The following is a 23,189-nucleotide window of genomic DNA, read 5'->3' on the forward strand; positions in this document are numbered from 1 at the left end:
AAGTGGACTTACCGAGTGAGTGCATCGATGATTGACCTATGACAAAGAAGTCCACAACCTGGCTGTCCATCGCAATCGTCGTCGTGCTGCTGGTCGGCGCGGGCACCTTCGCCTTCTTCGCACTGCCCCTCAAAGCAGAGACCGCAGCCGAAGACGCCACCGCCGACCTCAACAGCGGGACCATCGAATCGAGTGTCTGGTCGGATGAGAAGACGGCGAAGAAGCTGCACGAACTGGTCCTCGGAACTGTCGCTCAGAGCATGAAGAAGCGCTCAGTCGAGCTCACAGGCACCGAGAAGCACGGTGACGACGTGATCGCGACACTGAAGTGGACATGGACGAACCAGGATGGAGAGCCCTGGGAATACAGCTCCGAGCTTCCTCTGCACAAGAAGGGTCTGCTCTGGTCAGCCGAGCTCACCCCCACGGTGCTTCACCCGGACCTCGACGACGGCCGAGTCCTCGTCTCGCAGAAGAGTCCCGGCGAACGCGGTGCGATCCTCGGTGAGGACGAGAAAGAGCTGATGGCCGAGGGGCCCGTCGTCGATATCGGCATCCACCCGGCCAAACTCAACGAAGCCGGGCGCGGCAACAGCGAAGGTGGCCAGGACACTCTCACCACGCTTCAGGACGAACTCGATATCGATCTCAAGGCGCTCAAGGAGCGCATCGACAAGGCCGAACCCGAGCAGTTCGTTCCCGTCATCACCTTGCGCGAGAGCGACTACAAAAAGGTCAAGGACACGATTCACTCCCTGCCCGGCACCGTCTTCAACTCGCACACTCAGCCGCTGAGCCGGAAGAAGGGATTCGCGGGTCCGACGCTGGGAACGGCCGGAGCCGCCAGCGCCGAGGAGGTCGAGGCCTCGGACGGAAAGCTCACCGGCGAGTCCGTCGTGGGCAAAAGCGGAATCCAGAAGGCCTTCGACGAAGACCTGAGCGGGCCAGGCAGCGAAGCGATCTACATCGCGGACGCCGAGAAGGACAGCGGCGACGAAGGCGCCGGCGAAGGCAGCGATTCCGACGAAGGCAAGGCCGCCGAGCCCGTGCTGATCCACGAATTCCCCGATCATGACGGCGAGGACATCACCACGACACTCAATGTCGGCGTGCAGGAGGCCGCAGACGAAGCGGCCGCGACAGGCAAGAAGCCCACGGCTCTCGTAGCGATCCGGCCCAGCGACGGTCACATCATCGCTGTGGCCAACCAAGATCCCGAAGGTGCCGCCTGGGACCGGGCACTGACAGGGCAGTACGCGCCCGGGTCGGTGTTCAAGGTCGCCTCGGGCCTCGCCCTGCTGGAGTCAGGAGTCGACGCGAAGACGACTCTCGACTGCCCGAAGACCACGACGGTTGATGGAAAGAGCTTCAAGAACGCCGAAGACCATGTCCTGGGCGAGGTGGCCTTCGAAGATGACTTCGCCGAATCCTGCAACACCGCGTTCGTCAATGCCGCGGAGAAGGTCTCGGCCTCGGACGTGGCGAAGGCGGCGTCGAGCCTGGGCATGGACGACGTTGATCTCGGAGTCGATGCGAAGATGGCGAGCATTCCCAGCGAAGACGACGCGGTGACGCACGCGGCGCAGATGATCGGTCAGGGCAAGGTCAATTCCAGCCCTCTCGCGGTGGCGGTGATGGCCGCCTCCGTGGCCGCAGGAGACACGGTCGATCCGCTCCTCATCGTCTCTGGCGAAAGCGAGGATGAGAGCGGCGGTGAAAGCGAGACGAAGAGCAGCCAGGCGATCGACGCCGATGCCGTCACGACGATGCAGAAGCTCATGCGCCGCGCCGTCACCGACGGGACCGCCGATGCGCTGAAGGACGTCCCCGGCGAACCGGTCCACGGCAAGACCGGCACCGCCGAATACGGTGGAGAGACCCCTCCGCGCACCCACTCCTGGTTCGCCGGGTATCAGGGCGATGTGGCCGTGGCCGTCCTCGTCGAGGACGGCGGATTCGGCGCCGAGGCGGCTGTGCCGGTGGCGAAGACGTTCTTCACAGAGCTCAACTGAGGAAGGACCTCACCCGAGCTGCCCAGAGGAAGGACCTCACTTCATCCGCAGGGCACGCATGACCTCGAAGGCCGTCGTCAACGTGCGAGCGAACCGAGACTGATCGATCGGGCCGAATGGGGCGATGGGAACCAGATTCTGCTCGGCGATGCTGTGCGTGTGCATGAACTGGTAGAGACCCTCAACGCCATGCCGATGGCCCATTCCTGAAGCCTTGACGCCGCCGGCAGGGGAATCGATCGACCCCCAGGCGGCGACGTATGCCTCATTGACATTGACCATCCCGGATTCGAGCTGCCGAGCTGTTTCGATCCCACGGGACTGGGAGTAGACGCTGGCATTGAGGCCGTATTCGGAAGCGTTGGCCCGTTTGATCGCCTCCGCGTCACTTCCCACCGGATACACGGCGACGACGGGCCCGAAGGTCTCCTCAGCAAACAGCTCGGCGTCCTCGGTGACATCGGTGAGCACGGTCGGCGAGTAGAAGTACGGGCCCAGCTCTGGGACCGGGTGGCCTCCTGCGATGATCTGAGCACCGCTGGCTCGTGCCTGTTCGACGTGCTCGCTGACCCGGGCAAGCTGCTTCGGTCCAGCCAAAGTCCCCATTCCGGGCCCATACGCGTAGTCGGCGCTGAGTTCGAGGTTCCGGGTCGCCTCGGCGAAATGGGCACAGAACTCGGGGTAGAGATCCTCATGGACATAGATGCGCTCGATGGACAGGCAGAGCTGACCGCCCGAGGAGAAGCACCCGCGAACCGCCCCATCCACGGCCGAGGGAAGATCGGCATCGGAGAGGATGAGCATCGGGTTCTTTCCGCCGAGTTCAAGGGCGGTCGGGAGCAGACGTCGAGCAGCCTCGGCGGCAATGGAGCGTCCCGCAGCGGTCGAGCCAGTGAAGGAGATCCCATCGGCACCGTCCATCAGGGCAGGGCCCACCTCTCTGCTGGGTCCGGGAACCAGCTGCCAGGCCTCCGCAGGCAGGCCGCAGGCAATGGCCAGACGACGCATGATGATGGCCGTCAGGGTTGTCTGGCTGTCAGGTTTGTGCACCACCGCGTTGCCGGCGGCCAGAGCCGCAAGAAGGTCGGTCGCGCCCAAAGTCAGCGGATAGTTCCAGGGGGTGATGAATCCGACGACGCCCAGGGGAGTGCGGGTGACCTCTGTGCGCGTGAGGACGGGAACGGCACCGCGGCGACGCTCCGGCCGCAGACGGGCGGGAGCAGTCACGCCATAGTGACGGCACACATTGTACGTATCGAGAACCTCGTCATAGGCGTGGATGCGGGCTTTGCCGGTCTCGTATTGGATGATGTCGAGGAGGAGATCCTCGTGCCGGCGCAATGCGGAATGCAGGCGCAGCAGCACTCGGGCGCGGTGCTCGGGGGACCGTGCGGCCCAGGCCTCGCCGGCGATGCGCGCAGTGGCATAGGCCCGTTCGATATCAGCCGGGGTGTTGATGGAGAAGCGGGGGAGTTCGAGGCCGGTGAACGGGTCGGGGCTGACCATGGGATCGCCGCTGCCCGACGCCTCGGCGTAGGGATCGCTGTCGAGGAATTCGCGGAGCCGATCGGTGACATGGGTGATTTGGTCCGAGGGGGTGGCGGTGCTGGTGGAGTTCGTGTGCATCATGCCTCCGTGTCGTCAGCGAATGGGTGGAATGCGGCCTGTGGAACCACTAACTTACGCTACAGTATCTTCATGGTCTCACGTGAACTGCGTCACGCCCTGAGTGGGGTCGAGGTCCCCGTCGCTGTGATCGATCTGGAGGCGTTCGACGCGAATGTCACCGCCTTGGCCCAGCGCGCTCAGGGCCTGCCGATCCGCGTCGCCACGAAGTCACTGCGCACTCCCGCTGCGATCGACCGCGCGCTCGCCCAACAGGGCTACTCGGGTGTCTTCGCCTATTCTCTGCCGGAGGCGCTGGTTCTGCACGCCCGCGGAGTCCGTGACATCCTCGTCGGCTATCCCACCGTGGACCGGCGCAGCCTCACCCAGATGTTCGCCGAGGCGGGGGCTGCGCAGAACATCACCCTGATGATCGACTGTCCCACCCATCTCGACATCATCGACAGTGCCCGCAAGGCTGCGGCTGCAGGCGGGACTGAGGTGGCCGGCAGCAGTGCGGCCAGCAGCGACGTGGCGGCCAGCAGCGACGTGGCGGCCGACATCGCGGCACAGACGGTGCGTGTGTGCCTCGACATCGATGCCTCGTACCGCCTCAGCGAGGGGGTGCTCGGCAGTCGGATCCACATCGGGGCCAGGCGCTCGCCGATCCGAGATTCGGCCTCGGCCGTCGATCTTGCCGAACATGTCATCGCTCGACCCGGCGCCGACCTCGTCGGGCTGATGTCCTACGAAGGACAGATCGCTGGGACCGCTGACGCTGGGGCAACGGTCAGGCAGGTGATGGTGCGCGCCATGCAGAAGCGCTCGAAAGCAGAGCTGAGGGTGAGGCGCTCAGGCGTCATCGACGCGGTACGTGAACTGACCAAGCTCGAATTCGTCAACGGCGGCGGCACCGGGTCCTTCGAGTCCAGTGCTGCCGAAGGCACGCTGACGGAACTGGCAGCCGGCTCAGGGCTCTTCTCCCCTGGACTCTTCGACGGCTACACCCACTTCCACCATGAGCCTGCCGCCTACTTCGCCACCCCCGTGGTGCGCCGGCCAGGACCCGGCTGGGTCACGGTGTTCAAGGGCGGTTTCATCGCCTCCGGCGTGCCCGGAGCGGACCGTGTCCCGACGATCGCCTGGCCGCAGGGACTTGACTACGCGGGCCTCGAAGGCGCGGGTGAAGTCCAGACCCCGCTCACCGGTCCCGGCACCGAGGACCTTCGCATCGGCGACCTGGTCTGGTTCCGGCATGCGAAGGCCGGTGAGCTCGCCGAGCACTTCAACGAATTCCTCGTCGTCTCCGGTTCGCAGGTCATCGACACCTGGTCGACCTACCGCGGACACGGGTGGGCGCTGTGAGCGGGGGCGCGATGAATGCTCGACGGCTGTTCCGGAACTGGTCCGGCCACGTCCACGCTCATCCGCACACCTTCCTCCGGCCCACCTCGGCGGGGGCGCTGGCCGAGGTCCTGACATCCGCGGCCGACGCCGGTCACCGTGTCCGACCAGTCGGTGCCGGGCACTCATTCACCCCCGTCGCCGCAGGTGACGACGTCATGATCAACCTCGACCACCTCAGCGGAATCATCACCGTCGACGAGGCGAGCGGGCGGGTGCGCTTCCACGCCGGCACCCGGCTGCGCGATATCCCGGCTCTGCTCGCGCCGTTCGGACTGGCCCTGGCCAACCAGGGCGACGTCAACCCGCAGGCGCTTGCCGGAGCGATCTCGACGAGCACGCACGGGACCGGGCTCGGCTTCACCGGATTCGCCGGAACTGTCACCGGTCTCTCGCTGATGGGCCCCGACGGTGCCGTCCGCAACCTGTCCGCGACGAGCGAGCCGGAGATCTTCGACCTGGCCCGCGTCGGGCTCGGCGTGCTGGGTATCGTCACGGAGATCGAGCTGCAGTGCGTGCCGGCCTTCGACCTCATCGCCGAGGAGCTCGTGACTGATTTTGACGAACTGCTGGCCGACCTCGCCCCGCGGATGCATGCGGCCGACCATTTCGAGTTCTACTGGTTCCCGCACACCGATACCGCTCTGACCAAGACGAACACCAGAGTCGGTCTGGGTGAGATCGGCCCGGGCCGCCTCGCCGAGGCGGGGGTGCGCAACCGGATACTCAACCTTTTGGACAAGGAGGTCGTGGAGAACGGTGCTCTGCGTCTTGCCGTCGAGCTCGGCGCCGCAGTGCCCAAACTGGTGCCGCACATCAGCCGGCTCGCCCAATCCGCGGTCTCGGACCGGACGTACCGGGCACCTGGATACGACGTCTTCGTGACACCTCGGCGGGTGCGGTTCAACGAGATGGAGTACGCGGTCCCCTTCGCATCCGGCGCCGAGGTGATCCGGGAGATCCGTGCCGCCATCGAGTCGAGAGGGTGGATGATCTCGTTCCCGATCGAGGTCCGATCTGCGGCGGCCGACGACGTTCCACTGTCGACGGCCTACGGGCGAGAGACGATGTACATCGCCGTGCACCGGTTCGTGAAGGAAGACTTCGCCGAGTACTTCCGTGTTGTCGAACAGATCTGCAGGCGCCATGGGGGTCGCCCGCACTGGGGCAAGATCCACAGTCTGGGCGCCGGTGATCTGCGTGAGCTCTATCCACGTTTCGAGGACTTCTGTGAGCTGCGGAGCCGGCTGGATCCGCAGGCGATGTTCGGAAACCGATTCACCGACTCCCTGTTCGGGCTGGACTCGCGCGCGGGCTGAGAATTTCCAAGCAACCTGACCACAGGGGCTCACCAGCAGTAAGGTGGGCAGGAGAATCTCGACGATCAGCCCTGGCCGCTGCCGTCGAGGGCTCAGGCCGCAGCATTTCCTAAGAAATGGAATCGTCGATGTCAGATTTCGAACCGCAGGCCCCATCGGACCCCGCAGCAAGCTCCAGCCCGCAGCAAGAGAAAGGGCGCCGCCGGTCCATGCTGGTCGCGGCCTTCGGCACCGTCGTCGAGTGGTACGACTTCTCGATCTTCTTCTACGTCGCGACCATTCTGACCACGGAATTCTTCGGTGACCAGACCGATTCGCTGCTGCTGACCCTCGGGGTCGGTGCCGCCGGATTCCTGTTCAGACCCCTCGGTGCCATGGTCTTCGGGCACCTCGGTGACAGAGTCGGCCGTAAGTCCGCACTGGTTGTCTCCGCTGTGCTCATGGCCGTCGCGATGCTCGGGATCGCCGTCATGCCCACCTACGACGCCATCGGCATCTGGGCCGGTGTCGGAATGGTCTTCTTCCGCTGCCTGTCCGGATTCTCCGTCGGTGCCGAATACACCGGAATCATGGTCTTCCTGATGGAATCGGCCGGCAGCAAGCGGCGCGGACTCGCCGCCAGTTGGGCCGCCGCCAACAGTGAGGTCGGAGCCCTGCTCGCTGTCGGCTCCGGCGCACTGCTGGCCAATACGCTCTCGGCCGAGGCAATGAGCTCCTGGGGCTGGAGAATCCTCTTCATCCTCGGTGCTCTGCTCGCTGCACTGATGGTTCCGCTGCGGCGAATGATGGAGGAGACAGACACCTTCAAACGACTGCAGGCCGCGGAGAAGAAGAAGCCCGCCGTCAAGCACACCCGGTCCCCGCTGCTCATCGCCTTCATCCAGCAGCCCCGCGCAATCCTCGTCGCGTTCCTCATCTCCTCGATCGGTTCGGTCAGCTACTTCCTCAACATCACCTACGTGCCGACCTATATCGAAGAGGTCTCGCAGGTGAAGAACTCCGGGTCCCTGGCACTGGGCACGATCGCCGCCGTCGTCGCGATCGTCATCACCCCGTTCTTCGGCATCGCCTCGGACCGGTTCGGACGGAAGAGGACTTTGGCCGTGCTGATGGTCGTCTTCATCCTCACCACCATCCCCGCATACGCGCTGTTGGCCGACGGGAACTCCGGGATCGCGATCTTCGGCGTGGCATTCCTTGCCGTACCTGCCGCCGGCTGGAGTGCTGTGGCGGCGGCCATGGTTCCCGAGCAGTTCACCGGCACCAGCCGCTTCTCCGGAATGGCCATCGGCTACAACGTGGCCACGGTCCTCTTCGGCGGACTCTCGCCGCTGATTGCGACCGCACTGATGTCCTCCACCGGTCTGACGCTGGCACCGGCGATCTATGCAACCGTCATCGTCGTGGTGGCAGGCGTTCCGACGCTGTTCCTGGCGCGCAATATGGCGGGCAGGCCTTTGGCAGAGGTCGATCGCGACAAGGATCTCGTCCCGGCGTGAGGTCAGTTCTGGGGGAGTCGATCCAGCAGCCAGGAGATGATCTCGGGCCAGGCTCTTTCGGCGACCGAGCGTCTCAGCAGGCCGTGATGACCGATTCGGGAGACCTCGAGTTCCTGCGGTGTGAAGGTGCGTCGTTCCACCTCGGCGAGGCGGGCATGGTCGAGGAGTGCGTCGACCTGCGCCGGTGATGCCCAGTTGTCGTCGCTGGTCCCGATAGCGAGCACCGGGGTGCGCAGGCGGGCCATCCGAGTGGAGGCTGCCAGGCTCGGATCGTCGAAGAAGTAGTCGGACATGCGCACCCACCGGCCCCATTCGAGCATGGCTGCGGTGGGGATGTCCTCGCCGAGGCCGAGACGTCTGCCGGGTGCGTAACCGACGAGCGGACTGACCAGGGGGCCGAGTACCCGGAGGATGAGACCGACCCGCAGTCGTTCGGCCAGTGGGTTGATGTCGCGCAGTGCCGCTCGCGCGGTGGCCACGGTGACGATCCCGTGCAGGTCTTCGGCGGCGTTTCCCAACAGCAGGGCATGACCGCCGAGGCTGTGCCCGAGAGCGACCTTCGGCAGTTGAGGGAATTCGTTCGCGGCCCAGGCGGAGACAGCATTCGCGTCCTGCTGCATCCAATCGCGCATCCGCAGCCGGGCGTGTTCTCGTGCCGGACCGGATGCCGCAACACCTCGCACATCGTAGGTGAGCACGGCCAGGCCGCGTGTGACTGCATAGTCGGCGAAATTCGTGTAGAAGCGGGCCGGCGTCGCCGTGGCGGAATGGATCGTGAGGAGCCCGACCGGGGGTTCCTGAGGCATCAGCAGTGTGCCGACGATGCAGCTCTGACGGCCGGATTCGCTGCCGTCGGGACTTCCGTCACCGGCGGCACCGGCGTGCGGACTGCCGGTGACCGGAATGCGCACGGAACTCATCATTGTGCTCGTCATGAGCACAAGGTTAGTGAAGATCAACCATATTATCTACCGTTCGGTAACAGTGAGTTCCGTGCACCGGGATCAGCCCTGTGTGCGGGCCCTCCAGTCGGCGACCTCTGATTCGGCCAGCTGCGCGGCGACGCCGACGTAGGTGGCCGGAGTCAGTGCGGTCAGCGCTTCGGTCTCTGCCTCGGGCAGTCCGAGACCCGCGACGAAGGACTGCAGGTCGGCCTGATCGATGCGCTTTCCCCGGGTGAGCTCCTTGAGCTTCTCGTAGGGGCTGTCCATGCCGGGTACGCCCTGCAGTCCGGCGGCGCGCATGACCGACTGGATTGCCTCTCCGAGGACTTCCCAGTTGGAGTCGAGGTCGGCGGCCAGGGCCTCTTCGTTGATCGCGAGCCGTTCGAGGCCCTTGACCAGGTTGTTCAGCGCCAGCACCGAATGTCCGTAGGCCACGCCGATGTTGCGCTGCGAGGTCGAGTCCGTGAGGTCCCTCTGCATCCGCGAGGTCACCAGGGTCGACGCGAGCGAGTCGAGCAGCGCGCAGGAGAGTTCGAGGTTCGCCTCAGCGTTCTCAAAGCGGATCGGGTTGACCTTGTGCGGCATCGTTGAGGATCCGGTGGAGCCGGCGACGGGAATCTGCTTGAAGTAGTTCATCGAGATGTAGGTCCACATGTCCGTCGCCAGGTTGTGGGCGATGCGGTTGAACCGTGCGATATCGGCGAAGAGCTCCGCATCCCAGTCGTGTGATTCGATCTGCGTGGTCAGCGGGTTGAAGGTCAGCCCCAGGCTGCCTTCGACGAAGGTCTTGGCCAGCTTCGGCCAATCCGCACCGGGCACGGCGGCCAGATGAGCCGAGTAGGTGCCGGTCGCGCCGTTGATCTTGCCGAGGAACTCGTTGCCTTCGATCCGCTCGTACTGGCGGCGCAGGCGGTGGATGAAGACCGCAAGCTCCTTGCCCATCGTCGTCGGCGTCGCCGGCTGGCCGTGGGTGTGGGAGAGCATCGGGACCTCGGCCAGCGCCGAGGCGGTGTCTGCCAATGAGTCGATGAGCGCCTTCGCACGGGGCAGCCACACATCGACGGTGGCGCCCTTGATGCCGAGAGCCCACGACAGATTGTTGATGTCCTCCGAGGTGCAGCAGAAGTGGACGAGCTCGCTGAGGTCCTCGGCTCCGAGGTCGACTAGCGCTTCTTTGATTGTGTACTCGACGGCCTTGACGTCGTGAACCGTGACGGCTTCATGGGCGGCGAGGGTGGCGATCGTCTCGGCATCGAAGTTCTGGGCGAAGGCACGCAGCCCGATGACCTCATCCTCGGTGAGGCGACGCACGCCCTCGATCACGGTGTTCTGCGCGAGGTGGATGAACCACTCGACCTCGACGATGATCCGGTTGCGGTTCAAGGCCGCCTCGGAGAGGTGATCGACGAGGTCAGCGGTGTCTTTGCGGTAGCGGCCATCGAGTGGTCCGAGAGCAATGGCGGGCGAGATGTCAGCAAGCGAAACGGTCGGCATGGCCCCATTTTCTCATGAGCCGGGCAAGGACGCGGAACCGACCACCAGGCGGTCGTTCCGAGGTCTGAGGTCCATGGTGCGACTCGTGCTCATGCAGCTGTGGATTCGGTCGTGACTTCGACGCCGGAGCCCTGTGGAGCGTCGACTGGTTTCCACAGGACGAAGTGAAGCGCTTCCGGTAGAAGATGCCGATTCGTACGGTGAAGGCCGACACCAATTCGGAGAGGAGGACGGCAGTGATCACCGATGAGCTGGCACTCAACCGGGACGGGTGGAGGCGGCGAGCAGACGAGCTGCGCAGCTTGGCGCAGACCTGTCGGACGGTAGAAGGGTGGGATTCCCCGGCAGGGCGGATGCTCACCGATCGTCTGCTGACATGTTCGGACTCGATCAGCATCCTCGCGGAGAGGGCCGACAAGCTCGCCGAAGCCTACGACCTGCACCTGCAGGTCGTCTCAGTGGGAGGTCGGATCCAGATATGAGCGGCAGGGTGAAGGCATCGGCACGGGTGGGCGCGTTCGCCGCTGGGCCGGGCAGGTCTGCCGTCGGGTCTGGTGGGTCTGGAGTGTCTGCCGTCGGGTCGGGCGGCAGGTGGTTCGCCGTCGACATCGCACGGATCATGGGACTGCCCGAGCGGTTGAGAACTCTCTGGCCCCACGAGCTGATGCCACGTACGGAGGCTGCCGAAACCACCTCGGCGGGGGTGAGGGCAATGGGCGTGACTCCGGACGCCGGAAGGGAGATCACGGAAACTGTGATGCTGGGGGAATCTGCAGGCAGGGACTCAAAACGTGGGCCCGATGTGCTCACTGCCTGGCTGACCGGGTTCACTGCCGAGCTCAATCTCACCCGTTCCCGGATCACCATCGTCATCAGCTCCGGGGATGAGACTGCCCATCTCGAGGTCTCTTTGTGTGATGACATCTGCCTGGCCATTCTGGTGCTGCACGGTGAGGGGTTCGAGGAGTTCGAAGGCTTCGAACTCCTCAGACGCCTCGAGCCCTCCGAGCTCGGTCGGGTCACCGAGGAACTGTGCTCTCTGGTTGAGAAGGACTGTGTGCTCACCCTGACCTATCTCAGCGAGGCCGAAGTCGCTGGGATGGAGTTCCTGCACAGGGTTGACGGGACCTGGGCCCGACCGACATTGGAACGCGATGGTGAGACGATCACAGTGGGGCCCGAACGCAGCCTCGAAGCCAATGCTGTACGAGTCCTGCTTGCGGCGACTCTGACGAGGCTGCAGACGACGACTGGCCGCCGGCCATGATCGCGACCCGAACTGCTGGCGGCCCGCAGCTGAAGATCGATGACCGGGCAGATTCCAGCGGAGACGATCTGCAGCGCATCTGCGGCTCCATCGGTGATCTGACCGCGGAAGGATCACTGGCCGACTTCGACCTGGCCACGCTCCTGACGCAGGTCCCCGCTCCGCTCACAGCGCTCAATCTCGACGCCGCCCGGATCGTCTACCTCCACCAGTCGGCGCGCGTGCTCATCGAACTCGAAGCCACCGTCCTCGCCGTCAGAGCCGCAGCCCTCGCCTACAGGCAGGCTGAGAAGGGCATCAGCGACACATTCGGCGGACTCCTCGACTATTTCGGATACGTCACCGGTCGCGTCATCGCGATCACTCTGCCCGTACTCATCCCGATCGGCATCGCGGTCGGGGCACCGATCTACCTGGGGGTGAAGTTACTCGACGCCACAGGCCTCGACGATGTCGTGGCCAAACACTTCGGCATCGACCTGAGGCAGACGAAGGCGGCGGCCAAGGAAGCCTTCGTAGCCCTGGTGTTCGAGAACTCCGATGCCTCCGGGGCCATCATCGAACACGTGCTGCCTGGAATCGTCGTCGGCTTCATGGGGCTGCCGCCGATGGTCCTGGCCGCCGAGGGGGACCACGCGCTGTGGCCACACGACTCTCCATCGATGACGGCGTGGATCCTGGGAGGTGCGAACATGTTCGGACTGCTCCTGCCCTCAGACGTGGAGGTGTGGAGAGCCAAGGGAATCACCCCGGCCGATGACGAACCGCCGCGCGACCTCGAGGACCTCTACGGCAGGGAGGCAGACCGCCACCGCGGCGCCGAATCCGGGCAGGTGCGGATCGAAGAGATCACATCGCCCGACGGGACCACCCGCTATATCGTCTACGTTCCCGCAACGACCGACTGGTCGCCCGAGCCCGGGCAGAACACCACCGATCTGACGACGAATGTGCAGGCGATGGCCGGCAACGACACCGTCATGGCGGAGATGGTCCGCCAGGCCATCGTCGATGCGAATATCGGTTCTGATGCCGAGGTCATGCTGGTGGGGTATTCGCAGGGTGGAATCACTGCCGGTTCCCTGGCCGCCGACCCGGCGTTCTTGGCCGATGTGAATGTCACCGCGCTCGTGACCGTGGGCGCTCCGATTTCAGACTTTCCTGTTGACGAGGGCATCGACGTTCTCTCGATCGAGCACGAACAGGACCTGGTGCCCGACCTCGACGGCAACGAGAACCCAGCCGAAGACCATTGGTCGACGATCACAGTCGACTACGATCCCGAGCAGCTGCGCCAGGCTCCGAACCTGAAGGGCAAGACCGATGCCGAACTCGATGAACTGTTCTCCTCCGCCGGGGCAGCGCATTCCTCGGCCGCCTACACCGCCTCGATCGGGCTGATGCTCGCAGGCGGCCATGCCGGTCTCAACCGGTTCACCGCGAAGAACTCAGGATTCTTCACCGGGGATCTCAAGCAGACGAGGGACTACCAGGGCAAACGCAGATGAACATGCCGCTGGCTGGGAGGGGGCCAGCGGCGACGAAGGGTGGGCACGGGACCCGGGGACCGCCTCGGCGATACTGAAGCCCCACCTCGGCGAAACCGGAGCCCACCTCGGCGCGGTAAGGCTCTGAAGTGCTCGGACGTGCGTTTGTCGGACGTTGGAGCAACTCTGCGACCATCGACAATTCGACATGGAAGCCTTTGGACGTGGACCACACGCCCGAATTTCGCATCCTAGGCTGAACCCGACCATAACAATTGGCGCTCGACGCACGTTGCCGATGTGGCATGCGGTCGGTGGATTCGGTATCGTGGTATCACCTGTGAATCACATCACTCGAGGGCGAGAACTCACACCAGAGGTCCCGTCCTCAGGACACCGTCCGCCACTGGTCACCTCCGGTGCGCTTGGACCTTGAACAAAGGAGAACTGGAATGACCTCCAACATTTCAGTGGGAACCGGGACTGCCCACAGTCAGTCATCGGAACCTCGGATGATCCAGATGCTCACCGAAGACGGCAATCGCGTCGAATCCGGTGAATATGACGCCTTCGCAGCAGAACTCACCGATGAGGATCTGCGCGGCTTCTACCGGGACATGGTCCTGGTGCGTCGCATCGATGCTGAGGGTGCGGCCCTGCAGCGCCAAGGACAGCTCGGCCTCTGGGCGCCGATGTTCGGTCAGGAAGCAGCCCAGATCGGAATGGGACGGGCGGCTCGGCCCCAAGACTTCGTCTTCCCCACCTACCGTGAGCACGGCCTCGCCTACACCCGCGGAGTCGAACCCGAAACCCTCCTCGGCATGTTCCGCGGCCAGGACCACGGCGGCTGGGACCCTCAGGAACACCGTTTCCACACGTACACGATCGTCATCGGTTCGCAGACCCTGCACGCCACCGGCTACGCCATGGGCGTGTCCATGGACGGCGACGTCGGCACCGGCGACCTGGAACGCGACACTGTGGCCATCGCCTGCTTCGGCGACGGAGCCACCTCACAGGGCGACGTCTCAGAAGCACTCACCTTCGCCGGAGCCTTCCACGCACCCGTGCTGTTCTTCTGCCAGAACAACCAGTGGGCCATCTCCGAACCCACCCACGTCCAGTCGGCGGCACCGCTGTGCAAGCGCGGCGAAGGATTCGGTGTACCCGGCCTGCGCGTCGACGGCAACGACATCATCGCGATGTACGCCGTGGCCCGGGCCAGCCTGGACTCGGTTCGCGCCGGCAACGGCCCAATGCTCATCGAAGCCTTCACCTACCGTCGCGGTGCCCACACCACGGCCGATGACCCGACGAAGTACCGTGATCGGGCAGAGGAAGAGATCTGGGAGGATCGCGACCCGCTCAAGCGGCTCAAGGCCTACCTCGACAACCACACCGAGACCGCAGACGAATTCTTCGCCGAGGTGGACGCCGAGGCTGATACTCTCGCCGCGCGCATCCGCCACAACTGCATGACCATGGAAGATCCCGATCCCGTCGAGATGTTCGCCCATGTCACCTCCGAACCTCACCCCCTCGTCGATGAGGAACGTGCGGAATTCCTCGCATACCAGGCCTCATTCGCCGATGCAGGTGAGGCCTGATGGAGAAACTTCCCCTGTCAAAGGCCATTACGGCCGGAATGCGCAAAGCCATGGAGGACGACCCGAAGGTCGTCCTCATCGGTGAGGACATCGGAAAGCTCGGCGGCGTCTTCCGCGTCACCGAGGGTCTGCAGAAGGACTTCGGTCCGCAGCGGGTCATCGATGCGCCGCTGGCCGAATCCGGAATCGTGGGAACCTCGATCGGCATGACGCTGCGCGGCTACCGCCCGGTCATCGAAATCCAGTTCGACGCATTCATCTTCCCGGCTTACGACCAGATCGTGACCCAGGTGGCCAAGCTCTACAACCGCACCCTGGGCAAAGAGAGAGTGCCGATCGTCATCCGTGTGCCCTACGGCGGCGGCATCGGTTCGCCCGAGCACCACTCGGAGAGCCCCGAGACGGTCTTCGCCCACCACGCAGGACTGCGCCTGGTCTCACCGTCGAACGCCCACGACGCCTACTGGATGATGCAGGAAGCGATCAAGAGCGACGACCCGGTGATGTTCTTCGAACCCAAGCGCCGCTACTGGCTGCGCGGAGATGTCGACACCGCGAACCGAGGCAGCCTGGGAATGCACGACGCCCGTGTCCTCTCCGAGGGCACCGACGTCACCCTGGTGGCCTACGGCCCGCTGATGCCCACGGCCAAGGACGTCGTCGCAGCCGCGGCCGACGAAGGCAAGAGCGTCGAACTCATCGACCTGCGCAGCCTGAGCCCGATCGACTTCGCCACGATTGAGAAGTCCGTGCAGAAGACCGGTCGCCTGGTCGTAGCGCATGAGGCGCCGAAGTTCCTGGGGCTCGGCTCCGAGATCGCGGCACGCCTGTCCGAGCGTTGCTTCTTCAACCTCGAAGCTCCGGTCATCCGAGTCGGTGGCTATCACACGCCGTACCCCGGCTCGCGGATGGAAGAGCACTATCTGCCTGACCTGGATCGCATCTTCGATGGTGTCGACCAGGCACTGGCCTACTGACTCAAGGAGAGTTGATATGTCTTTTGAATTTTCTCTTCCTGATGTCGGTGAGGGTCTGACAGAGGCCGACCTCGTGTCGTGGAAGGTCGCCGTCGGCGACACAGTCACCGTCAATCAGATCCTCGTCGAGATCGAGACGGCCAAGTCTCTGGTCGAACTGCCGAGCCCACAGGCCGGACCGATCGAGGCTCTGCTGGTCGATGAGGGCCAGACCATCGAGGTCGGAACACCGATTATCCGCTTCGGCGGCGGCGATCCTGCCGGCGCCTCCGAGCCCGCAGGAGCATCGTCACCTGCAGCAGGAGATGCACAGGCCTCGAGCGAAAGCGCAGGCGAAGCCGAAGGCGGCGCCACCCTGGTCGGCTACGGTGCCAAAGCAGCCTCGTCGAAACGCCGCCCCCGCAAGGGTGCAGGTGTTCCGGCACCGGCAAGCTCGGCCGCAGCACCAGAAGCTCCGGCGCCTGCGGCCCCGGCGCCCGCTGCGCCGGCGGCCCCTGCAGTGCCAGCGGCTCCGGCTGCTCCAGTTGCAGCGGCACCGGCTGAGGCCACGGCACCGGCAACCGCCTCGGCGGGCAAACCGCTGGCCAAGCCTCCCGTGCGCAAGCTCGCAAAGGATCTCGGCATCGACCTGGCTGCGGTCGTTCCGACCGGTTCCCGCGGTGAAGTCACCCGAGACGACGTCAAGGCCGCGGCCAGCGGCACCGGCGCGGCAGCCACCGCAGCGACAGGCTCGAACGTCGGGGGCGCAACCGCCTCGGCGGGGGCCGGCTCCGCTGACGGACTCGAAGAGCGGATCCCGTTCAAGGGCGTGGCGAAGATGATGGCCAAGGCCATGGTCGACTCCGCGTTCACGATGCCGCACGTCACCGAGTTCCTCGACGTCGACGTGACCGAGACGATGGCCTTCGTGCGTAAGCTCAAGTCCACGAAGTTCCTGGGCGAGGACATCAAGGTCTCTCCCTTGCTGCTCGTGGCCAAGGCGGTGGCCTGGGCTGTTGCCCGCAACCCGCGGATCAACTCGTGCCTCGAAGGCGAAGAGATCGTCGTCAAGAAGTACGTCAATCTCGGCATCGCCGCAGCCACCCCGCGTGGTCTGATCGTGCCGAACATCAAGGGTGCACACACGATGGGCCTGACCGATCTGGCTCAGGGCATTCAGGATCTGACTGCGCTGGCTCGTTCGGGCAAGACGCCTCCGGCCGACCAGTCAGGTGGCACGATCACCATCACGAACGTCGGCGTCTTCGGCGTCGACGCGGGCACTCCGATCATCAACCCGGGCGAAGCCGCGATCCTGGCCTTCGGGCAGATCCGGAAGAAGCCCTGGGTCGTCGGTGACGAGATCGTTCCACGTGACATCACGACGCTGTCGGTGAGTGCTGACCATCGTGTCGTCGATGGCGAGATCATCTCGAAGTTCCTCGCCGACGTCGGTCGCGGACTCGAGGATCCGACGCTGCTGCTGGCCTGAGAGGGCTGTGCTAGGGCAAGGACAGGTATGAAAGCCGCCTACGTCAATCACCTCGGCGAGGTCGACGAAATTCGGTACGGTGACCTCCCGGACCCCGCCCCGGGTCCCACCGACTATCTCGTCGAGGTGGCTGCGGCCAGCCTGAACCCCGTGGACACCCTGGTGCGCTCCGGACGGTTCCCCACCCTGGCCCCTCTGCCCTTCATCCTGGGCAGGGACCTGGTGGGGACCGTTGTCAGCGCGCCTGTGGGCGGGACTCTCCTGCTTGGTGAGACCGTGTGGTGCAGCAGTCTGGGCTACGACGGACGGCAGGGCACTTACTCCGACTACGCCGTCGTCCCCGCCGACCGGCTCTACCCGGCACCACCATCGGTGCATGCTGGGCCGGATAGGGCCGGCGGCGACGTCCATCGGCTCGTGGCGCTGGCCCACCCGGCGACGACTGCGTGGTTGGGGTGGTTCGAACACGGACGACTCGCCCCGGGCCAGAACGTCTTTGTGGGCGGGGGAGCAGGCAACGTCGGCACTGCCGCGATCCAATTGGCAGCGGCCCTCGGAACCACGATCATCGCCAGCAGCCACCCGCGTGACTTCGACGCGGTCAGAGCCGCCGGCGCCGAGGTTGTCTTTGACTACCGAGACCCTGACCTTGCAGAGGCCTGTGCGAAAGCGGTCCCGGAAGGGTTTGACCTGGTCTGGGACACCTCAGGGCACCACGACGGGCAATTTCTTGCTGCTGCGACTGCACCCGGCGGCCGAATCCTGGTCACCGCTGCCGCTGACGCGTCCACACCGCTGCCCTTGGGGCGGCTCTATACGAAAGATGTGTCGCTCATCGGCTTCGTCATGTCTCGTGCGAGTGCGGATCAGCTGGCCCGGGCGGCGAAGGGGCTGATGCCCGTCCTCGAGCCGGGGGCGCCAGGTGCATTGACGACTGCCGTCACTCAGGTGCTGGACTTGAGCGAGGCTGCCCGGGCCCACCGCATGATGGAAGCCGGCGAGGTTCGCGGTCGAATCGTGATTGCGGCCTGAGCCGAACGTCGGTGCCCAGGCGCCGTGTTCAGAGCCAGAGTCCTGTCCCGGAGCCCTACTTGTCGAGGTAGGCACTGTTGTCGGTGGGGCTTCCGTGGGTGACCAGACGTTTTGCGAGGCAGTGGTTGCGGTCCAAGCCCCAGGAGCGGCACTGATCGAGTGCGGGTTCGGGATCGCTGTAGGGGGTGTCGATGACGGTCACCCAGTAGTTGTCGTCCTTGTAGGAATCCCAGTCGCCGCTGCGGATGAGGATCGCACCCGGGTACTTGACGCGGTTGGCCTCGAACTCGTCGACGATGTCCTGTGCACTCCACGTCTTACCGTCGGCCTCCAGGCCGACGTCTTTCGCACTGACCTGCGTCACCCACTGCCCCTCGAGGTCATCGGCCTTCTCAGTGCCCTCCTTCGTGTAGGCCGACAGTGCCTCCTTCGGACTCGCTGTCGGCTGCACCAGGGTCTGGGAAGGGGAAGGAGAGGCAGATCCGGTCTCTTCGCCGCCGAAGTCGACGGGCACCGTTCCCGTCGACGGTGCCAGCCAGCGCACTCCGAAGTAGGCCAGGAGCGCGAGAATCATGACGATGGCGATGATGACGACGGTGATCTTGGCCCCGTTGCCCTTCTTCGGGGCCGGAGCCGGTTGGAGCGGGATCTGCCCGGAAGCCGGACCATCGGAGCCGTGTTCGGTGTGTCCCGAGTGTGCGGGCTGGTCACCCTTGTAACCGGAGCCCTCAGTCTGCCTGCGCGTACCGGTCTGACCCCGTTGTCCTGTCGCTGATGCTCCGGGGGAGCTCTGAGATTGTTCCTGGAATGGGGAAGCGCCCGCGGGGGCGAAGACATTGCGCGTGCGACTTTTGGATACGGGTACGTCGCCGGTGTGCTTCTCGAGATATTCGTAATAGGTCGAGTTGTCGAAGTCGGCAGCACTCTGGGCGGACTCGTGGCCCGGCGACGGGGTCGGACTGGCGCGTTCCGATTGGTCCTTCTGCCAGTCATCACTGGTCGCTGGACGGATTCGCGGCCTCGGTGGAACGTCGCTCATCGGTCCTCCTGAGTGCCAGATGTGGTGGCAATCATCTTCTTACCTTGGCACGTCATCGGCACGTGTTCAACACGAGCCAGAGCAGGATGCGTTGTCTGCTGGATGGCGCGCGCGAACATGCGTGCGAGATGAGTGTCAGATGGGAAGCGGCGTTGGGCCCGCGAATCCGGGCGCAGTGCGTTCTGAGGTCCTCAGCGGCAGCACGTCCAATGAGGTTCTGCGACACTGTTTCAGTGAATTTGCGGTGAGGGCCTGTTTCTCTCTAAGATTGTTATCTGTTGTGTCGTAGCAGTTCGATCACCGATTGATCTGCTCAGGCCAACATGGTGCTCACCCACCGCTGCACTCCAGCTTCGGCCAATCTCTCACAGGCTACGGCTTCAGCGCTGGTGAGACATCTCGCCCGAACGGGCAAACCTGTTTTGGCGTACACAATTTTCATTGCGAACGCCTCATGCCGGGCAGCAGCCTGGTCAGCGGTCGGACACCAGTCCGGCCGAGCAGCATTCGTGAAAATTTGTTGATGTCTTCCGACATCGGCGCAAGCGAGCGTGGATCCCACGCAGACCTGCTTGTTTCGAGAGTCGGTAACTTGTGAACTGGAGGAGAGTCATGGCAGCAAACTGCCAAGTAACCGGGGCCGTCCCTGGTTTCGGACACAATGTGTCCCACTCGAAACGAACCACCAAGCGTCGTTTCAACCCGAATATTCAGAAAAAGCGCTACTACGTTCCGTCTCTGCGTCGCAGCATCACCCTTAACCTGTCCGCCAAGGGCATCAAGGTGATCGATGTGCGCGGAATTGACGCCGTCGTCGGCGAACTCATTGCCAAGGGAGTGAAGCTCTGATGGCTAAAGCACAGGACATTCGTCCCATCATCAAGCTCAAGTCGACCGCTGGCTCCGGGTTCACCTATGTGACCCGCAAGAACCGCCGCAACAACCCGGATCGCATGGTACTCAAGAAGTATGATCCAGTTGTTCGCAAGCACGTCGATTTCCGAGAGGAGCGCTGAGCGCATATGGCTAAGAAGTCAAAGATCGCACGCGACAAGCAGCGTCGCGTCATTGTTGAGCGCTACGCGGAGCGTCGTGCGACGCTCAAGCGCCAGCTGACACACCCAGACAGCACCGACGAGCAGCGTGAAGAAGCACGCCTCGGACTGCAGAAGCTTCCTCGCGATGCCTCACCAGTGCGTGTGCGCAACCGCGACCAGGTGGATGGCCGTCCACGCGGCTACCTCCGCAAGTTCGGTCTCTCCCGTGTTCGCTTCCGCGAAATGGCACATAACGGCGAGTTGCCCGGCATCACGAAGTCAAGCTGGTAATCTCGAGGAAGTTCGTTATCGGAAAAACGGACCGGTAACCGACCGACTTGTCCTAAGGAGGACACTTTTATGGCTAAGAACCGCAGTGAGCTCGTAGCAGAAGTTGCAGAGAATTCCGGACTGACCCAGAAGCAGGTCTCGGACGTTCTTGACGGTGTCTTCGATGTCTTCTCAGACGTCGTCGGAAAGGGCGAAAAGCTCACCATCCCCGGATGGCTGTCTGTCGAGCGCACCGAACGTGCCGCTCGCAAGGGACGCAACCCGCAGACCGGTGAGGAGATCCAGATCAAGGCCGGCTACTCCGTGAAGCTGTCCGCTGGTTCGAAGCTGAAAGCTGCCGCTGGCAGCCCTAACTGAGCCTCGCGCATCAGCGTGGAATGACCCGGACCAATTGGTCCGGGTCATTTCTTGTCTCCTCGCCGAGATCCCGACCACGTCCGCGCCTCGCAATTGGCTCGGTCTCAGGCTCCGGCGATATCCTTGAACCATGAATGAAGCGGCGGTCTGCCACCAGTGAGCACTCAAGTCTTCGAATCGGTCACCCGATTCGCGTCTCGCGCGGCTGTTCCCCTCGTCGTCATCGGCGGCCTCGGTGTGGGTATGGCCGCGATGCTCTTCACCGGAGCAGCGGAGTCAACACTCCTCAACGACCCCGGCCCCTACGTGCGATTCGGTCTTCCGGCCGCGAAGTTCTTCTTCAACATTTCGATGGCACTGACTCTGGGCGCACTGATGTTCGCCCTCCTCATCCTGCCCCGCACACAGGGGCGAAGCCGGAACAGGAAGACGAGCCCCGCGGCCGCGAAGTCGGGCACTGCCGATGAGCTCCCATTCAATGCGCTCTGGGAGAAGACCCTGAAGATCGCCGAGGTGGCATCGGTGGTCTGGACGATCTCTGCAGTGGCCGTCCTCGTCCTCACCTTCGCCGACACCGTCGGCGCACAGGCCTACCTGGACTTCTCCAATCAGCTCGGTGTGTTCCTGACCCAGATCGCCTTCGGTCAGCTCTGGACACTCATCGTCGTCCTCATCGCCGTCGCCTCGACTCTGTGCTTCGGCACACGCAGCTACCTCGGCATCGCGGCGGCGGGCGTGCTCGGCGTCGGCGTGATGATCCCGTTGGCACTGATGGGACACTCCGCTGAAGCCTCCGGACACACCCAGGCCGTCAACAGCATCGGTCTGCACCTGCTGGGCGTGACCATCTGGTTGGGCGGCCTCTTCGTCATCGCACTCCTGGGCTCGGACCTTGCCCGCTCCAACCACCTGCGCAGTGCGATCGAACGCTATTCCTCGTTCGCACTCATCGCCTTCGCCCTCGTTGCCTTCTCCGGCGTGGTGAACTCGCTGTTGCGCGTGCACAGCCTCGCTGACGTCATGACTCCCTACGGGCAGGTGATCGTGGCGAAGGCCTTCGCCACGATTCTGCTCGGTCTCATCGGGTTCTGGCACCGTCAGTTCGTCATCCGCCGTCTGGGCACCGCAGCCTCGGCGACCAGGGAATTCTGGCGGCTCATCATCGTCGAGTTCGTCATCTTCGGCGCCACGATGGGCCTCGCGGTCGCTCTGTCGCGGTCCCAGCCCCCGGTCTCGCAGGAGCCGGTGGGTGACCCGTCGCCGGCTGAGATCCTCACCGGCGAGCCGCTTCCTCCGCCGCCGAGCTTTGCCCGATACTTCACCGAGTGGTCCCTGGACCCGCTGTGGGTCGTCGTGGCCGTGGGTCTGGCCACGGCCTACATCGTCGGCTTCGTCAATCTCCGGCGCCGAGGTGATTCCTGGCCGGTCCATCGCCTGATCTGCTGGTTGCTCGGCATGATCTTCCTCGTCTACGTCACCTCCGGCGGCGCCAGGGTCTACGGTGAGATCCAGTTCTCCGGACACATGATCCAGCACATGCTCCTGATCATGGTGGTGCCTCTGCCGATGGTGCTCGGTGCACCCATCACCATGCTCATGCGTGGAACGAAGGCTCGTACGGACGGTTCGCGTGGGATCCGCGAGTGGGTGCTGTGGCTCGTCCACACCCCGTATATGCGCTTCTTCGCGAACCCGATCTTCGCCAGCGTGAATTTCGCCGGTTCCCTCGTCATCTTCTACTACTCGGGCGTGATGAAGTACGCGCTCGAATGGCACCTCGGCCACGAGCTGATGATCATCCACTTCCTCGGCGCGGGCTATCTGTTCGCCCAGGCTCTCATCGGCATCGATCCCGGCGTGGAACGCCCGGGATATCCGCTGCGACTGCTCATGCTGCTCATCACGATGGCCTTCCATGCGTTCTTCGGGATCTCGATCATGAGCTCCGAAGTCCTCATCGAGGGCGACTGGTTCGGCAACATCGGCGCCGACTGGGGCTATTCGGCGATCGAAGACCAGCAGACGGGCGGCGGAATCGCCTGGGGCATCGGCGAATTCCCCACCCTGTTCATTGCGATCATGGTGGCCTTCCAGTGGTCGAAGTCCTCGGATCGAGAGGCTAAGCGCATCGACCGCAGCGAAGCGCGCACCGACGATGCGGAACTTCGCGCCTACAACGACATGCTCGCCAACATGGCCCAGCGCGACGCGAACAGTGGTCAGAGGAGCAGATGACTGCACACCTCGTGTGCGGGAATGTGCACAGATAATTCCCGGATTCGAGCCCCTTCTGCACCCAATCGCCTGCCGGATGGCGCAGACTGTTGCATGGATCATATTCATCCAC

At 64.2% G+C, this 23,189-nt stretch carries 20 protein-coding genes; 16 read left to right on the top strand and 4 right to left on the bottom strand.

Going from position 1 to position 23,189, the window contains the following annotated elements; translation table 11 throughout:
• Positions 1–38 precede the first annotated feature (38 nt).
• Complete coding sequence (locus HU144_RS04700) at positions 39–2,012, top strand: penicillin-binding transpeptidase domain-containing protein (RefSeq protein WP_235350338.1); 1,974 nt, start codon at positions 39–41, stop codon at positions 2,010–2,012.
• 36 nt (positions 2,013–2,048) lie between these two features.
• Here HU144_RS04700 and HU144_RS04705 read toward each other — a convergent pair whose 3' ends face one another.
• Positions 2,049–3,641, bottom strand: a complete 1,593-nt coding sequence (locus tag HU144_RS04705) for a succinic semialdehyde dehydrogenase (RefSeq protein ID WP_235350339.1) — start codon at positions 3,639–3,641, stop codon at positions 2,049–2,051.
• 69 nt (positions 3,642–3,710) lie between these two features.
• Between HU144_RS04705 and HU144_RS04710 the strand changes: the two genes are divergently transcribed.
• From HU144_RS04710 to HU144_RS04720, 3 genes are all read left to right on the top strand, one after another.
• Positions 3,711–4,982, top strand: coding sequence for an amino acid deaminase/aldolase (locus HU144_RS04710; RefSeq protein WP_235350340.1), 1,272 nt, complete (start codon positions 3,711–3,713; stop codon positions 4,980–4,982).
• 11 nt (positions 4,983–4,993) lie between these two features.
• Positions 4,994–6,340, top strand: coding sequence for a D-arabinono-1,4-lactone oxidase (locus HU144_RS04715; RefSeq protein WP_235350341.1), 1,347 nt, complete (start codon positions 4,994–4,996; stop codon positions 6,338–6,340).
• A 128-nt stretch (positions 6,341–6,468) separates the two neighbouring features.
• The gene (locus HU144_RS04720; RefSeq protein WP_235350342.1) at positions 6,469–7,839 is read left to right on the top strand and encodes an MFS transporter; all 1,371 of its coding nucleotides are present in this window, start codon (positions 6,469–6,471) and stop codon (positions 7,837–7,839) included.
• A gap of 2 nt (positions 7,840–7,841) precedes the next feature.
• Here HU144_RS04720 and HU144_RS04725 read toward each other — a convergent pair whose 3' ends face one another.
• Together HU144_RS04725 and purB are read right to left on the bottom strand one after the other, a co-directional pair.
• Positions 7,842–8,774 (bottom strand): alpha/beta hydrolase family protein, encoded by a 933-nt coding sequence (locus HU144_RS04725; protein WP_235350343.1) that lies wholly within the window; start codon positions 8,772–8,774, stop codon positions 7,842–7,844.
• Positions 8,775–8,843: 69 nt separating this feature from the next.
• Positions 8,844–10,277 (bottom strand): adenylosuccinate lyase, encoded by a 1,434-nt coding sequence (gene purB, locus HU144_RS04730; RefSeq protein WP_235350344.1) that lies wholly within the window; start codon positions 10,275–10,277, stop codon positions 8,844–8,846.
• A 236-nt stretch (positions 10,278–10,513) separates the two neighbouring features.
• Between purB and HU144_RS04735 the strand changes: the two genes are divergently transcribed.
• From HU144_RS04735 to HU144_RS04765, 7 genes are all read left to right on the top strand, one after another.
• Complete coding sequence (locus HU144_RS04735; protein WP_235350345.1) at positions 10,514–10,759, top strand: hypothetical protein; 246 nt, start codon at positions 10,514–10,516, stop codon at positions 10,757–10,759.
• On the top strand, positions 10,756–11,544 hold the full coding sequence (locus HU144_RS04740) for a hypothetical protein (protein WP_235350346.1): 789 nt from the start codon (positions 10,756–10,758) through the stop codon (positions 11,542–11,544). Before HU144_RS04735 ends, HU144_RS04740 begins: the two co-directional genes overlap by 4 nt.
• On the top strand, positions 11,541–13,052 hold the full coding sequence (locus tag HU144_RS04745) for a hypothetical protein (RefSeq protein WP_235350347.1): 1,512 nt from the start codon (positions 11,541–11,543) through the stop codon (positions 13,050–13,052). The genes HU144_RS04740 and HU144_RS04745 overlap by 4 nt, the downstream gene beginning before the upstream one ends.
• A 431-nt stretch (positions 13,053–13,483) precedes the next feature.
• Complete coding sequence (pdhA, locus tag HU144_RS04750; RefSeq protein ID WP_198395733.1) at positions 13,484–14,638, top strand: pyruvate dehydrogenase (acetyl-transferring) E1 component subunit alpha; 1,155 nt, start codon at positions 13,484–13,486, stop codon at positions 14,636–14,638.
• Positions 14,638–15,615 carry an alpha-ketoacid dehydrogenase subunit beta gene (locus tag HU144_RS04755; protein WP_235350348.1) on the top strand — a complete coding sequence of 326 codons (978 nt, stop codon included), beginning with the start codon at positions 14,638–14,640 and terminating at the stop codon, positions 15,613–15,615. The genes pdhA and HU144_RS04755 overlap by 1 nt, the downstream gene beginning before the upstream one ends.
• 16 nt (positions 15,616–15,631) lie before the next feature.
• Complete coding sequence (locus HU144_RS04760; protein WP_235350349.1) at positions 15,632–17,086, top strand: dihydrolipoamide acetyltransferase family protein; 1,455 nt, start codon at positions 15,632–15,634, stop codon at positions 17,084–17,086.
• 27 nt (positions 17,087–17,113) lie between these two features.
• Positions 17,114–18,118: an NADPH:quinone reductase gene (locus HU144_RS04765; protein ID WP_235350350.1), complete on the top strand. Its 1,005-nt coding sequence runs from the start codon at positions 17,114–17,116 to the stop codon at positions 18,116–18,118.
• Positions 18,119–18,173: 55 nt separating this feature from the next.
• On the opposite strand, the gene HU144_RS04770 is transcribed toward HU144_RS04765, so the two are convergent.
• Positions 18,174–19,157 carry a protein kinase gene (locus HU144_RS04770; RefSeq protein ID WP_235350351.1) on the bottom strand — a complete coding sequence of 328 codons (984 nt, stop codon included), beginning with the start codon at positions 19,155–19,157 and terminating at the stop codon, positions 18,174–18,176.
• A gap of 612 nt (positions 19,158–19,769) precedes the next feature.
• On the opposite strand from HU144_RS04770, the gene rpmB reads away from it, so the two are divergent.
• From rpmB to HU144_RS04795, 5 genes are all read left to right on the top strand, one after another.
• Complete coding sequence (rpmB, locus tag HU144_RS04775; RefSeq protein ID WP_198395738.1) at positions 19,770–20,006, top strand: 50S ribosomal protein L28; 237 nt, start codon at positions 19,770–19,772, stop codon at positions 20,004–20,006.
• Positions 20,006–20,173, top strand: coding sequence for a 50S ribosomal protein L33 (gene rpmG / locus HU144_RS04780; protein WP_143923870.1), 168 nt, complete (start codon positions 20,006–20,008; stop codon positions 20,171–20,173). Before rpmB ends, rpmG begins: the two co-directional genes overlap by 1 nt.
• A gap of 6 nt (positions 20,174–20,179) precedes the next feature.
• Complete coding sequence (gene rpsN / locus HU144_RS04785) at positions 20,180–20,485, top strand: 30S ribosomal protein S14 (protein WP_009882241.1); 306 nt, start codon at positions 20,180–20,182, stop codon at positions 20,483–20,485.
• A 69-nt stretch (positions 20,486–20,554) separates the two neighbouring features.
• Complete coding sequence (locus tag HU144_RS04790; protein ID WP_009882243.1) at positions 20,555–20,842, top strand: HU family DNA-binding protein; 288 nt, start codon at positions 20,555–20,557, stop codon at positions 20,840–20,842.
• Between the two features lie 156 nt (positions 20,843–20,998).
• Positions 20,999–23,077, top strand: a complete 2,079-nt coding sequence (locus HU144_RS04795) for a cytochrome c oxidase assembly protein (protein ID WP_235350352.1) — start codon at positions 20,999–21,001, stop codon at positions 23,075–23,077.
• Positions 23,078–23,189 lie beyond the last annotated feature (112 nt).

Origin of the sequence: Brevibacterium sp. UCMA 11752 (assembly GCF_021532235.1) — a bacterium.
GTDB lineage: Bacteria > Actinomycetota > Actinomycetes > Actinomycetales > Brevibacteriaceae > Brevibacterium > Brevibacterium antiquum.